This is a genomic window from Streptomyces sp. NPDC039423, assembly GCF_055598725.1.
In genome coordinates, this window is record NZ_JBVKAH010000001.1 from 724,204 (window position 1) to 736,173 (window position 11,970).

13 protein-coding genes and 2 pseudogenes are annotated in these 11,970 nt (G+C 73.2%); 8 read left to right on the forward strand and 7 right to left on the reverse strand.

Going from position 1 to position 11,970, the window contains the following annotated elements; genetic code table 11:
• Window positions 1-5: 5 nt before the first annotated feature.
• Both tgmA and ACZ7LK_RS03230 read right to left on the reverse strand, forming a co-directional pair.
• Window positions 6-266: a putative ATP-grasp-modified RiPP gene (gene tgmA, locus ACZ7LK_RS03225; RefSeq protein ID WP_392276581.1), complete on the reverse strand. Its 261-nt coding sequence runs from the start codon at window positions 264-266 to the stop codon at window positions 6-8.
• 79 nt (window positions 267-345) lie between these two features.
• The gene (locus ACZ7LK_RS03230) at window positions 346-552 is read right to left on the reverse strand and encodes a hypothetical protein (protein WP_392276582.1); all 207 of its coding nucleotides are present in this window, start codon (window positions 550-552) and stop codon (window positions 346-348) included.
• Window positions 553-899: 347 nt separating this feature from the next.
• Here ACZ7LK_RS03230 and ACZ7LK_RS03235 point away from each other — a divergent pair, with 347 nt between their 5' ends.
• The 3 genes from ACZ7LK_RS03235 (at window position 900) to ACZ7LK_RS03245 (ending at window position 3,345) form a co-directional block, all read left to right on the forward strand.
• Window positions 900-2,156, forward strand: a complete 1,257-nt coding sequence (locus ACZ7LK_RS03235; RefSeq protein ID WP_392276583.1) for a helix-turn-helix domain-containing protein — start codon at window positions 900-902, stop codon at window positions 2,154-2,156.
• A gap of 16 nt (window positions 2,157-2,172) precedes the next feature.
• The gene (locus ACZ7LK_RS03240) at window positions 2,173-2,526 is read left to right on the forward strand and encodes a hypothetical protein (RefSeq protein WP_392276688.1); all 354 of its coding nucleotides are present in this window, start codon (window positions 2,173-2,175) and stop codon (window positions 2,524-2,526) included.
• Between the two features lie 492 nt (window positions 2,527-3,018).
• The gene (locus tag ACZ7LK_RS03245; protein ID WP_469464428.1) at window positions 3,019-3,345 is read left to right on the forward strand and encodes a nuclear transport factor 2 family protein; all 327 of its coding nucleotides are present in this window, start codon (window positions 3,019-3,021) and stop codon (window positions 3,343-3,345) included.
• Between the two features lie 64 nt (window positions 3,346-3,409).
• Here the strand turns inward: ACZ7LK_RS03245 and ACZ7LK_RS03250 are convergent, their stop codons facing one another.
• Entirely contained in the window at window positions 3,410-4,162 is a 753-nt protein-coding gene (locus ACZ7LK_RS03250; protein WP_469464429.1) for an SDR family oxidoreductase, read from the reverse strand.
• A 101-nt stretch (window positions 4,163-4,263) separates the two neighbouring features.
• A pseudogene (locus ACZ7LK_RS03255) lies at window positions 4,264-4,419 on the reverse strand (gfo/Idh/MocA family oxidoreductase); the annotation flags it as partial.
• A 114-nt stretch (window positions 4,420-4,533) separates the two neighbouring features.
• Between ACZ7LK_RS03255 and ACZ7LK_RS03260 the strand changes: the two are divergent.
• Complete coding sequence (locus ACZ7LK_RS03260) at window positions 4,534-5,916, forward strand: multidrug effflux MFS transporter (RefSeq protein WP_471138154.1); 1,383 nt, start codon at window positions 4,534-4,536, stop codon at window positions 5,914-5,916.
• Here ACZ7LK_RS03260 and ACZ7LK_RS03265 read toward each other — a convergent pair.
• A complete protein-coding gene (locus ACZ7LK_RS03265; RefSeq protein WP_471138156.1) occupies window positions 5,898-7,241 on the reverse strand; it encodes a hypothetical protein in 1,344 nt (447 codons plus the stop codon). The genes ACZ7LK_RS03260 and ACZ7LK_RS03265 overlap by 19 nt on opposite strands.
• Before the next feature lie 130 nt (window positions 7,242-7,371).
• Between ACZ7LK_RS03265 and ACZ7LK_RS03270 the strand changes: the two genes are divergently transcribed.
• Together ACZ7LK_RS03270 and ACZ7LK_RS03275 are read left to right on the forward strand one after the other, a co-directional pair.
• Window positions 7,372-8,367, forward strand: a complete 996-nt coding sequence (locus ACZ7LK_RS03270) for a small ribosomal subunit Rsm22 family protein (RefSeq protein ID WP_392276588.1) — start codon at window positions 7,372-7,374, stop codon at window positions 8,365-8,367.
• 114 nt (window positions 8,368-8,481) lie between these two features.
• Window positions 8,482-9,003: a hypothetical protein gene (locus tag ACZ7LK_RS03275; RefSeq protein WP_392276589.1), complete on the forward strand. Its 522-nt coding sequence runs from the start codon at window positions 8,482-8,484 to the stop codon at window positions 9,001-9,003.
• A 67-nt stretch (window positions 9,004-9,070) separates the two neighbouring features.
• Here ACZ7LK_RS03275 and ddaH read toward each other — a convergent pair.
• Window positions 9,071-9,913, reverse strand: a pseudogene (gene ddaH, locus ACZ7LK_RS03280) (dimethylargininase); the annotation flags it as partial.
• A 79-nt stretch (window positions 9,914-9,992) separates the two neighbouring features.
• Window positions 9,993-10,172 (reverse strand): DUF6243 family protein, encoded by a 180-nt coding sequence (locus tag ACZ7LK_RS03285; RefSeq protein ID WP_392276590.1) that lies wholly within the window; start codon window positions 10,170-10,172, stop codon window positions 9,993-9,995.
• Between the two features lie 135 nt (window positions 10,173-10,307).
• Here ACZ7LK_RS03285 and ACZ7LK_RS03290 point away from each other — a divergent pair, with 135 nt between their 5' ends.
• Both ACZ7LK_RS03290 and ACZ7LK_RS03295 read left to right on the forward strand, forming a co-directional pair.
• Entirely contained in the window at window positions 10,308-10,925 is a 618-nt protein-coding gene (locus ACZ7LK_RS03290; RefSeq protein ID WP_392276591.1) for a TetR/AcrR family transcriptional regulator, read from the forward strand.
• Between the two features lie 226 nt (window positions 10,926-11,151).
• On the forward strand, window positions 11,152-11,889 hold the full coding sequence (locus ACZ7LK_RS03295) for a bifunctional DNA primase/polymerase (RefSeq protein WP_392276592.1): 738 nt from the start codon (window positions 11,152-11,154) through the stop codon (window positions 11,887-11,889).
• The last annotated feature ends 81 nt before the right edge of the window (window positions 11,890-11,970 follow it).

Below are 11,970 nucleotides of genomic sequence, written 5' to 3' on the forward strand. Positions count from 1 at the left end.
GGTCATCAGTCCTGCGTGCTGTCCTGATCGTGACCCTGGTCGTTCCGGGAGTCCGAGTTCGTCGTCGTGGAGGTCTCGGTGCCCGAGCTGGTGCCGTGCTTGCCCATCTCGACCACCTGCCCGACGCGGTCGCGGAACACCCCGAGCTGCGTCGTGGGGTCGATGGCGACCGTGGCGTGGGGTCGGCGGACGACCGTCGGGTAGGGCGCGAGTCGGCCCGCACCCCACGGCCGCGTGGGGCAGGGGAGTGCGACAGAGGTGGTCATGAGACTCCTCGGGTTGAAGGGTGTGATGCGGGAATCCGTCTGCGCCAGGGGGCGCGGACGGCGATCTGCGGGCCGCGGCTCAGGGGTGAGCGGCCTGGATGTTGTCGGCCGCGGTCGTCCACTCGACTCCGGACGCGGGCCGGATGTGCGCGATGCGGACCATGCCGTGGCTGTGGAGCTCTTGTGTGACGGCGACGAGCACACCCTCCCCACGCGAGGCGATGTCACGGACAAGCGTGTCCAGGAGCGGGTGGTGCTCGTAGCCGTCGGAACCGACCGGGTTCACTCCTCCGGCTCCTGCCGGGCCTCGATGCGGCGCATGAACCTCTCCCAGCCGCCGGCCGCTCGCACCCGAAGAGCCCGGCTCGGCGCACCCGGCCGGGGCTCCGGCAGCGTGTACGTACGGCCACTGACGCCAGGGTTCCTGCGGGGCAGTCCGGAGGTTGTCACTCGGTCGCTCCTCTCCGTGGCGAGCCGCCCGGAGGGTCCTTCGGCCTCCGAGCGGTGTGTGACCAGTCAACGACGATCCGTTACCTTCTCCCAGAGCGGACCTCGCGCAATGCCCGGGCGTTTTCCAGGCGTTGGCGCGTGGCGGGTATGCGTGCGTGAAAGGGTTCTCGTGAGGGGAGACCTATGACGTCGAGGCGAAGGTGCTTTGCGGAACGGCGCGCGGCCCGGGGCTACTCTCAGGAGGAATTCGCAGAAGCGCTCTCGGTGGCCGCGTCCACCGTGGTCCGTTGGGAAAGTGGTCGTGCCACCCCGCGTCCCCATCAACGGCCGAAGATCGCAGGGCTGTTGGGAGTGACCCTCCCCGAGCTGGAAGCCCTTCTCTCCGACGATCAGTTGGCCGAGACAGTCGGGCTCTCCGCTGCTCCACCCCTCCTCCATGGTGATGATGACGACATGAAGCGCCGCGAAGTCCTGGGCCTGCTCGCCGTTACGGGTGCGCTGGTCGCACTTCCCGATCCCGGTGATGCCGCCCGAGGGCGCGCAGCGTCGACGCTCTTGGAGACGGGGGACGCCTTGCATCGCAGCCTCTGGCAGGTCTACGCGCTATCGGACGCCAAGCAGGTCGTCTTCCCTGCGGTGCGCGCACAGCTCGATGTGATGGCGAAGGGACTGACCGAGACGCGTACTGCCGTGGATCGGTCCCGATTGTGTCGGATGACGGCCGACCTCTACCAGCTCGTCGGCGAGCTGTTCTTCGACGCCAACCGGTACACCGACGCCGCGCAGTGCTACACACTGGCCGCCAACGCGGCCTATGCCGGTGGCGACCACGACCTGTGGGCCTGTGCCATGACCCGCCACGCGTACGTCGAGCTGTACGCGCGCCGCGCGCACGCTGCCCAGCCCCTGCTCGCGGCAGCTTTCCGCATCGCCCGGAGAGGTGACGACACTCTCTCCACCCGTCACTGGGTCGCGGCTGTCCAGGCGCAGGCGTACGCGGCCGTGGGCGATCTCGACGCGTGCAACCGGGCTCTTGACGAAGCTGAGAAAGTGCACGCCCTCGACAGCGCTCACTCCCATAACAGCGGCTGGCTCCGCTTCGACGGCTCCCGCCTGGCAGAGGAGAGAGGGGCCTGCTACCTCCAACTGGGCCGCCCTGATCTCGCCGATGAAGCGCTCACCGCAGCCCTTGCCCAGCCTCTGTCCCTGCGTCGCCGCGCTGCCGTCCTGAGCGACCTCGCCGTGCTCGGGGTGCATAGGCGAGACATCGACCAGGTCGTGCACTACGCGGAGCAAGCACTGGGACTGGCCGACCGGTCGAATTCGGGATTCATCGGCAAGAAGCTGGACGGGCTTCGGGGGCGTCTTGCCCCGCTCATGTCCGATGACCGAGTCTCGACTCTTGATCACCGAATCGCGGCGCTTCCGCGCACCGCATGACGAGAGGGACACGCGCATGAATGACGGCCGGATCTTCCGCGAGGCGTGGATCGACGGTGTGAACAAGCACTATCCCGGCGAGCCCAAGCCTGGCTACGTCACGCCGTGGGACGACACGCCCGCTTGGGAGCGCGAAGCGGCCACCGCCGTGTACGGGCAGGTGCGCGACTTCATCGAGGTCAGCGGCGGGCATACGGCGAGGCTCACACGCGAGCAGAAGGGCCGATTCGTCGCGATCTGCTGGACCGCCCAGATGTTCAGGCACTTCGAAGACCCGAAGCCCGGATATGTTGCCGACTGGTCCGACCTGCCGGACTGGCAGCGGGAGACCGACGCGGACATCTTCGAACGCATCGAAGGGACCGTCTGATCTCAGGAGCGACGACGTCCCCGTCCGGGCCGATCCCGGCGGGGATGTCTTGTTGCGTAGCCATCAAAGTAGCCACGGAAGCACCGTACCTGCTCGTTTGTGCAGGTCATAGCGTTGCGCCGACAGTCCCCGGCGTACAGCCCAACTCGTCTGCCTCTCCCGCCTCGGTGACAATCCGGGTCACCGATCTGCACGGCATGCCCGGCACGCTCAGGTCCGGATGGCGTTCTCCGCAGCTCATGGGTCGTCGGGTGCCGCTCACTCATGTGGAGATCCCGCCCTGGCGGGGTATTCGGTCTCCCGGCTGATGGCCGTGTTCATACGGCCGATGGTCCGCCCCGCGCACCGCGTCCCGCCCGCAGCGCCGGGCGGTGCCCCTGACGCGCCACGGGTGGCGCAACGTCCCCGGAACGCGGGGTCCGGGGGTGTACCGGGTACGGGGGGTACCGGTGGGGAACCGCCCCGTCGGCCCCGTACCCAAGGAGACGCCTGATGACCATCCCCGCGGAACAGCTCACCGACCCCGCCGTCCGTGCCTTCGTCACCGCCGTGAACGCGGGCGACCGCGCCGCGTTCGCCGCCGTCCTCGCGCCCGGGGCCACCATGGCGGACGACGGTTCCGACCGGGACCTTGACCAGTGGGCCGAGAAGGAGATCTTCACGGTGGGCGGTCACATGGACGTCGAGTCGGAGCAGGCCGGCGGCCGTGCCCTGACCGTCCGCTACCGCAACGACACCTGGGGGGAGATGCGGACGGCGTGGCGGTTCACGGTGGGCGACGACGGGAAGGTCACCCGCTTCGAGACCGGCCAGGCATAGCCCGGCGCCAGGACCGGCGCCGGTGGGCCGGGACGCCGGCGCCCTCGGGGTCCACCCGCCCGGGTCAGCCCCGGCCGATGTAGGGCATCGCCGTGGCCATCACCGTCGCGAACTGGACGTTCGCCTCCAGCGGCAGCGCCGCCATGTGCGCCACGGTGCGGGCGACGTCCGCCGCGTCCATGACCGGCTCCGGGGCCAGCCGTCCGTCGGCCTGGAGGATGCCCGTCCGCATCCGCTCGGTCATCTCCGTGGCCGCGTTGCCGATGTCGATCTGGCCGCACGCGATGCGGTACGGGCGGCCGTCCAGGGACAGCGACTTGGTGAGGCCCGTCATGGCGTGCTTGGTCGCCGTGTACGCCACCGAGTGCGGCCGCGGGACGTGCGCCGAGATGGAGCCGTTGTTGATGATCCGGCCGCCCTGCGGTGACTGGTCCTTCATGTGCCGGTAGGCCGCCTGGGCGCACAGGAACGCGCCCGTCAGGTTGACGTCGACGACCGCGCGCCACGTCCCGGGGTCCAGGTCCTCGACCGGTGTGCCGCCCCCGGCGAAGCTGCCCGCGTTGTTGAACAGCAGGTCCACCCGGCCGAACCGGTCCCGGACGGCCGCGAACAGGGCCGTCACCGCGTCGGGCGAGGTGACGTCGGTCGGGACGCACAGGGCGTCCGTGCCGGTGAGGGCGGCCGTCTCCCGCAGGGGCTCCGCCCGGCGGCCCGCGAGGGCCAGGGACCAGCCGTCCTCCGCCAGGGCGAGCGCCACGCTCCGGCCGATGCCCGAGCCGGCTCCCGTCACCACCGCGATCCTCCGTACAGCGCTCATGGGCCGCAGCGTACGGGAGGGTCCGGCACGCGATACGGAAGTGGCCGACATGTGGATGTTGTGTACCCGACAATCGGTCGGGCCGGTATGCCCCTCGTTCGTCACCGGGGCGGGCGACCCGGGGCTCCACCCCGTGTGACCGCCCCGTCGGCCGGGTAGCGGACGCCGACCCGGTCCCGTACCGCGTCGAGCGTCCGCATCACGGCCAGGGTCCCGTCCAGCGGCACCAGCGGCGACTCCGTCTCACCGGCCCGCAGGTCGCCGGCACGCCCCACCGCACGGTCCCGCCCATAACCGCCCCCCCAGATTGAGGTTTCAACCACCGTCGACGAGCTGAGAGCATTGGCCCGGCCCCCACGACAGGAGACGAGATGCCGGAGAGCGGCCCGAGCAGCGGCCCGAGCAGCCCAGGACACATACCCGCCGACCACCCTCCGGCCGCCCGCCCGGCCCCCGCGGCCGCCGGCCGCCCGCCCGCCGGGGACCCCCAGGCCCCCGCTCCCGGCACCCCGGCCGCCTCTGCCGTACCCGCCGCGCGGCGGGCGAGTCTGCTCGTGACCCTCGTCCTCGGCGGGCTCACCGCGCTGCCGCCGCTGTCGATGGACATGTACCTCCCGGCGCTGCCGCAGGTCACCCAGGCCCTCCACGCGCCCGCCGCCACCGTCCAGCTCACCCTCACCGCGTGCCTCGCCGGCATGGCGCTCGGCCAGCTCGTCGTGGGACCCATGAGCGACCGGTGGGGGCGCCGCCGCCCGCTGCTCGCCGGCATGCTGGTGTACGTCGCCGCCACGGCCGTCTGCGCCCTGGCGCCCAGCCCCGAACTGCTCATCGCCTTCCGGCTGCTCCAGGGCCTCGCGGGCGCGGCCGGCATCGTGATCGCCCGGGCCGTGGTGCGCGACCGGTACGACGGCGTCGAGATGGCCCGGTTCTTCTCCACCCTGATGCTGATCTCCGGGGTCGCCCCGGTCGTCGCCCCGCTCATCGGCGGCCAGATCCTCCGGGCCACCGACTGGCGCGGGGTCTTCCACGCCCTCACCGTGGTCGGCGTCCTGCTGACCCTGGTGGTGTGGAAGTGGCTCGGTGAGACGCTGCCACCCGCCGAGCGGCACGCCGGCGGGGTCGGCGAGGCGCTGCGCACCATGCGCGGGCTGCTCGCCGACCGGGTGTTCTCCGGCTACATGCTCGCGGGCGGGCTCGCCTTCGCCGCCCTCTTCGCCTACATCTCCGCGAGCCCGTTCGTGGTGCAGGAGATCTACGGGGCGTCGCCGCAGACCTTCAGCCTGCTGTTCGGCGTCAACTCCGTGGGGCTGGTCGCGGTCGGCCAGATCAACGGCAAGCTGCTGGTGGGCCGGGTCAGCCTGGACAAGGTACTGGGCCTCGGCCTGGCGGTGATCACCCTCGCGGCCGCCGCGCTGCTGCTGATGACCAGCGGGGTGTTCGGTCCCGTGGGCCTCGCGCCGGTCGCGGCCGGCCTGTTCGTCCTGATGTCGGCGATGGGCCTGGCGATGCCCAACACCAACGCCCAGGCCCTGATGCGCACCCCGCACGCGGCCGGTTCCGCCTCCGCGCTGCTGGGGACGACCTCGTTCCTGGTCGGCGCCGTGGCGTCACCGCTCGTCGGCATCGCGGGCGAGGCGACGGCCGTCCCGATGGCGGTGGTCCAGCTCGTGTGCGGCCTCGGCGCCGTCGCCTGCTTCCTGGGCCTGTGCCGCCCGTGGCAGCGGCGGCAGGAGCGTCAGCCCCGCGCCTCGTAACCGACCAGGTGGACGCGGTCCCGCGGGTCCGTCCAGCGGAAGACGCCCACCCCGGCCACCTCCGCCACCGGGAGCCGCACGCTCGCCCCGAGCGCCCGGGGCACCCCGGTCGCCAGGTCCACGGCGACCGGGCTGCCCCCGCCGGCCAGGGCGTCCGCCGCGTCACGGGCACCGCCTGCGCCGTAGGCCACGCCCCGGTCGGTGACGGTGGTGAGCGTCAGCGGCCGGGAACCGTCCGGCTCCTCGAAGCAGCGCCCGGTCCGCGCGTCCAGGTCGAAGGCGAGGCTCCCGGCGACCAGGTACCGGCCGCCCGGCGAGACCACCGCCCGCGGGTACTCGCCCGGTTCGAGCGCCGGCCGCCGGCATTCGGCCTTCACCAGCGGCCTGCCCGTGGCGGCCTCGTGGACCGCCCACACGTCGTGCGTGGCCGCCCGCGGCGCGCCCTTCCGCCCCCGCCAGCGCGCCAGGACGTGCTCCGCCGTCAGCGCGGCGGGCACCCCGCTCGCCGGGTCCGCGCCGGCCGGCGCCCGGTCCCGGCCGGCCCAGCCGCCCCGTACCCAGAAGCCCCGCGCGCCGCTCACCAGCAGGCCCTTCGACGTCACCCCGCGCACGGCGGTGAGCCGGCGGCAGTCCGCACAGCCCGCGGGAGGGCCGAGGCGCTGCGGCGGGACCGTCGTCACCCCGCCGGTGTCCGGGGCGACGACCGCGCTCCTCGCCCGCCCGTCGCTGATCAGGACGCCCGGCCCGGTGCCGGTCACTATCGGCACGTCGGGCCAGGGCACCTCCACCCGCCGCCGGGTGCCGGACACCGCGTCGTACACGTCGAGCGACACGAAGCTGCCGGCCGTCGTCAGCGGGTCGTCGCCGGCCCTGCCGTACGACCAGGTGGCGAAGAACTGCCGGCCGTCCTTGGCGAGCACGAGCAGACCGGGGGAGCTCCCGGGCCCGCCGAGCGGCCGCCACGGCCGGCCCGCCCAGCCGTGGCGGCCGGTCCGGGCGTCGAGGGTGCGGAGGCGGAAGCGGGTGCCGTCGACCCGCTCCAGGTACGCGAGCGTCCCGGTCCGGGGGGCGAGGACGTACTCGGGGGACGGGCCGGTGACCGGGCCGGTGACCTCCCAGCCGCGCGAGGTGTCGTACGCGGGCGGGACGGTGAGCCGGGTGACGGGGGTGCCGGCCCGGCGGGCGGCCCCGGAGGCCCTGGTGTCCGGCGCCGGCGCGGCGCCCCCACCGCCGGTGCCGCCGGTGCCGCAGGTGGTGAGCAGGACCAGCAGGGCCAGGACGGTCGCACCGGCCACCAGGGCCAGGCGCACGATCCGCTGTCTCATGGTCCCCCCACCCGGCCGACGGGCGGCCAGCGTAGCAACTGCCCCGCGCCGCCGGGGCGTTCACCGCCACGGGCACCGGGGCGTCCCGGGCCGTTCCGGACGGCCCGGCCCCGCCGCCTACGATGGATCGGTGAACGCCTCCCTCTCCACCGCGGAAGCCCTGCGCGGTGCCCTCGCCGGGCTGCTCGACGGGCTCCCGCCGACGCAGGCGGCGCAGGCCGTCGACCGGCTCATCGCCAACTACCGGGGCACGGTCCCGACCGGGGCGCCCGTGCTGCGGGACCGGTCCGACGTCGCCGCCTACGCCGCGTACCGGATGCCCGCCACCTTCGAGGCGGTGCGGGCGGCGCTGGGCGCGCTGCGGGACGCCGCGCCGGAGTGGGTGCCCGGCACGCACACCGACATCGGGGGCGGCACGGGAGCGGCGAGCTGGGCGGTCGCCGAGGCGTGGGGGACCGACGGGGCCCCGGGCACCACGGTGCTGGACTGGGCCGAGCCGGCGCTGGCGCTGGGCCGCGAACTGGCGGCCGCGTCCGGGCTGCCGTCCCTGGAGAACGCCACCTGGCGGCGCTCGCGCATCAGCACGGCGCTCCGCGTCGACAGCACCGACCTCGTCACCGTGTCGTACGTCCTCAACGAGCTCACCGAGCAGGACCGCACCGCCGTCGTCACCGAGGCCGCCCGGGCCGCGCGGGCCGTGGTGATCGTCGAACCCGGCACCCCGGACGGCTACGCCCGGATCATCGCCGCCCGGGACCTGCTGATCGCGGCGGGGCTGACGATCGCCGCGCCCTGCCCGCACAGCGGCGCCTGCCCCATCGAGCCCGGCACCGACTGGTGCCACTTCGCCGCCCGGGTCAGCCGTTCCTCCCTGCACCGCCAGGTCAAGGGCGGTTCGCTGGCGTACGAGGACGAGAAGTTCGCCTACGTCGTGGCGACCCGGTTCCCCGTGGTGCCCGCCCCCGCCCGGGTGGTCCGCAAGCCGCAGCTCCGCAAGGGCCAGGTGCTGCTGGACCTGTGCACCGACGACGAGGGGCTGCGCCGCGACACGGTGACCAAGCGGCACGGCACCCTCTACAAGGCCGCCCGGGACACCGCCTGGGGGGACGAGTGGCCGCCCCGCTGACGGGGTGACAGCGCGCGACCACGCGGGTGACCCGGTGCCCGTGGCAATGGCCCACGGCGCCCGGGCGGAGTTGAGCTGGGCTCGTCCCCGCTCCTCGTACACCCTGGAGGTTCCATGCCGCGTACCCCCTCCCGCGCCCGGCTGCTGAGCCGGGGCGTCCTGGCCGCCGCCACCGTGGTGCTCGCCGCCACCGCCCTGGCCCCCACCGCCGGGGCGGCGCCCCGGCCGACGCCGAAGGACACGCCCAAGGACTCCGTGAAGGTCCTCGACTGGCTGGCGGTCAAGCAGTCCGACAGCAGGCCCGAGCGCGTGCGCGTCGGCGCCGACTGGACCGTCCACGCCCACCTGTACACCAACAGGAAGGGCAAGCCGGGCAAGAAGATCGGTGACGCCTCCGCGCACTGCAGCGCCGTCGACCTCACGCGCCACGGGTACGTCGCCCTGTGCCACCGGGTGCTGCGCACCGACGGTGGCAGTATCAGCCTGAGCGACACCATCGACCGGTTCCCGCACCGGCGCCACGGCGGGCTGTCGGCGGTCACCGGCGGCACGGGCACGTACGTCGAGGCCGAGGGGCAGGCCGAGGTCACCTTCGACGGCGACGTCGCCCGCTTCCTGATCAAGCTCGACGACTGAGCGTGCCGTACCCCGAAGCCGGGGGGCCGGTCCGTGGCGGACCCGCCCCCCGGCCACGGGCCGGACATCAGGCGCGCAGCTCCTGCGTACAGCACTTCACGCTGCCGCCGCCCTTGAGCAGTTCGCCCAGGTCCATCCCGATCGGCTCGAAACCACGCTCGCGCAGCGGCCGGAAGAGCCCCACCGCGGCCTGGGGCAGCAGCACGTGCCTGCCGTCGCTCACCGCGTTGAGCCCCAGCGCCGCCGCGTCCTCCTCCTCGGCGATCAGCGCGTCGGGGAAGAGCCGGCGCAGCACCGAGCGGCTGCCGGGGGAGAAGGCCCCGGGGTAGTACATGATCTCGTCGGCCGCGTCGTCCAGGACGCACAGGGCCGTGTCCAGGTGGTAGTAGCGGGGGTCCACCAGGTCCAGCCCGATCACCGGCCGCCCGAAGAACTCCTGCGCCTCGTCGTGCGACAGGGGGCTGGAGCGGAAGCCGCGGCCGGCCAGGACGTACGTCGAGGTGACCGCGAAGTCGCCCTCGCCCTCGTTGACGTGGTCGGGTTCGCGTACGTCGGTGAAGCCGTGGGTCCGGAACCACTCCCGGTGTACGGCGGCCTCGGCGGCGCGTTCGGTGAAGGCGAACCGGGCGCCGAGGACCCGGCCCTCGATGACGGTGGCCCCGTTGGCGGCGAACACCATGTCGGGCAGGTCGCCGCGGGGTTCCAGCAGTTCGACGGTGTGGCCGAGCGACACGTACCGGTCCTTGAGGTCTTCCCATTGGGTGAGGGCCAGCGGCAGGTCGACCGGTTTCGCGGGGTCCATCCACGGGTTGATGGAGTACGTCACCTTGAAGTGCGCGGGTGGGCACATCAGGTAGCGGCGGGGTGATGCGTCACGCGGCAAGGAAGGCTCCTCACGGACGACGGGCGCACGATCTGTGCGTGCCTGCCATGGTGCGCCGTGCGGAGCCTCCGCGCAGTGGACCGTACGGGTGAGTTCACGCCGGCGCTCAGGAAGTGCCGTGAGCCGTGCGCCCCTCCTTCAGCTTCCGCAGCAACGCCCGCTTCCGGGCGGCCGGATCGACGCCCCGCCCGGCCGCTCCGCCGCCGCTGCCGCGCAGCGCCTCACGGGAGAGGTTCTTGCGGGTGCCGCCGACGCCCAGCATCCTTCCGGCTCCACCTCGGGTCATGGTGGGCTCCTTTCCGTTCGGTTCCGTTCTTCTCCGGTCATCGTGCTCACCGGCTGACGTCCTCAACGATGAACGAGACGTCTCGTCTTGTCAAGAGACGATACGTCTCGCCTCGCTCGCTGCTAGATTGATGCCATGGCTGAGACCAAGGCACCCGACTCCACGCGCCGCAGCGAACGCTCCCGCCGCGCGATCTACGACGCCGCCCTCACCCTCGTCGGCGAGGTCGGCTACGCGAGGACCACCATCGAGGGCATCGCCGCCCGCGCCGGGGTCGGCAAGCAGACGATCTACCGCTGGTGGCCCTCCAAGGCGGCCGTGCTGCTGGAGGCCTTCATCGACCTGGGTGTCCAGGCCAACGAGGCGCTCGGCGGCGACGCCGACAGCGTCATCCCGGACACCGGCGACCTGGAGGCCGACCTCAAGCTCGTCCTGCGTGCCACGGTCGACGAGATGACCGACCCCAGGTTCGAGGTCCCGGCCCGGGCCCTGACCGCCGAGGGCGTGGTGAACCCCGAACTGGGCGCCCGGTTCGTCGAGCAGTTGCTGGAGCCGCAGCTACTGCTGTACGTCGAGCGCCTGACCGCCGCCCGCGAGGCCGGGCACGTCCGCCCGGACATCGACCCCCGCATCGCCCTGGAGCTTTTCGTCGGCCCGCTCACCCACCGCTGGCTGCTGCGCACCCAGCCGCTCAGTCACGCCTACGCCGACACCCTCGTCGAGTACGCCCTCCGCGGACTCGCCCCCCGCTGACCCCCGCCCCGCCCCCGCCGGCCCCCGCCCGGCCCCTCCGTGGAGCTCCTCACGCCCGGCGGTCCCCGGCGCGGTGCGAAACATCGCATACGCGGACAAAATCACCGCCCCGGAAGCCCCTGGTGCGCGGTCACCCTCCTCGGATCGGGGACTCCGGTCACCGAAGGAGCAGGATGGTGGGACCATGGCAGGGACCGCAGGGCTTGGCAGAGGTGTGAGGGGATAGATGGGCGACGGTATCGGCCGCTACCGCGGCACGGAGAACAAACTCGCGCAGTGGCTGCGCCGGCGCCCGAAGAAGACCGCCGCCGAGGCCCCGGACCGCGAGGACCTGCTCCGGGCCATCGCCGCCGCCGGCCTGCCGCTCGCCCCCGCCGCGCATCCCGTCGGCTACCGGTGTTCGTGCGAGCGCATCGGCTGTCCCACCCCGGCCCGCCATCCCCTCTCCTTCGCCTGGCAGACCCAGTCCACCACCGACCGCGCGCAGATCGAGCGGTGGGCGCAGGGCCAGCCGCAGGCCAACTTCATCACCGCGACCGGCATGGTCCACGACGTCCTCGACGTTCCGCTGGAGGCCGGTCGCGCCGCGTTGGAGCGGCTGCTCGGCGAGGGGATCGACGTCGGCCCGGTCGCCGAGTCCGGGGACGGCCGGATGCTGTTCTTCACCGCCACCCGCGGCACCCCCGAGGACGAGGACGAGTGGTGGCCGTGCGAGCTGGACTGCCACCCGGAGACGATGGACGAGCACCCGGGGCTGCGCTGGCACTGCCGCGGCTCCTACGTCCTCGTACCGCCCGCGCGCCTGCCCGGTGACCTGGGCGTGGACTGGGTGCGCGGCCCGGAGCACCCGCTGCCCGACCCGCTGACCCTGCTGGAGGCGCTCACCGACGCCTGCGCCCGCCACGCCGACCGGTACGACGGGCAGGACGACCACCACTCGGTGGCCTGGCCGCTCAGCCGCTGAACCGGCCGCAGTGTCCGGAGGGCCCGGCCCTCGCACAGGCGCTCAGCCGCTGAACCGGCCGCTCGGCCCCGGCACCGGGCC

Excerpts from the sequence above, each read along its gene's own strand:
- ACZ7LK_RS03295 (WP_392276592.1), top strand. The coding sequence starts at position 11,152 with ATGGGCGACGGTATCGGCCGCTACCGCGGCACGGAGAACAAACTCGCG.
- ACZ7LK_RS03275 (WP_392276589.1), top strand. The coding sequence starts at position 8,482 with ATGCCGCGTACCCCCTCCCGCGCCCGGCTGCTGAGCCGGGGCGTCCTG.
- ACZ7LK_RS03235 (WP_392276583.1), top strand. The coding sequence starts at position 900 with ATGACGTCGAGGCGAAGGTGCTTTGCGGAACGGCGCGCGGCCCGGGGC.
- ACZ7LK_RS03250 (WP_469464429.1), bottom strand. The coding sequence starts at position 4,162 with ATGAGCGCTGTACGGAGGATCGCGGTGGTGACGGGAGCCGGCTCGGGC.
- ACZ7LK_RS03290 (WP_392276591.1), top strand. The coding sequence starts at position 10,308 with ATGGCTGAGACCAAGGCACCCGACTCCACGCGCCGCAGCGAACGCTCC.
- tgmA (WP_392276581.1), bottom strand. The coding sequence starts at position 266 with ATGACCACCTCTGTCGCACTCCCCTGCCCCACGCGGCCGTGGGGTGCG.
- ACZ7LK_RS03245 (WP_469464428.1), top strand. The coding sequence starts at position 3,019 with ATGACCATCCCCGCGGAACAGCTCACCGACCCCGCCGTCCGTGCCTTC.
- ACZ7LK_RS03260 (WP_471138154.1), top strand. The coding sequence starts at position 4,534 with ATGCCGGAGAGCGGCCCGAGCAGCGGCCCGAGCAGCCCAGGACACATA.
- ACZ7LK_RS03285 (WP_392276590.1), bottom strand. The coding sequence starts at position 10,172 with ATGACCCGAGGTGGAGCCGGAAGGATGCTGGGCGTCGGCGGCACCCGC.
- ACZ7LK_RS03265 (WP_471138156.1), bottom strand. The coding sequence starts at position 7,241 with ATGAGACAGCGGATCGTGCGCCTGGCCCTGGTGGCCGGTGCGACCGTC.
- ACZ7LK_RS03240 (WP_392276688.1), top strand. The coding sequence starts at position 2,173 with ATGAATGACGGCCGGATCTTCCGCGAGGCGTGGATCGACGGTGTGAAC.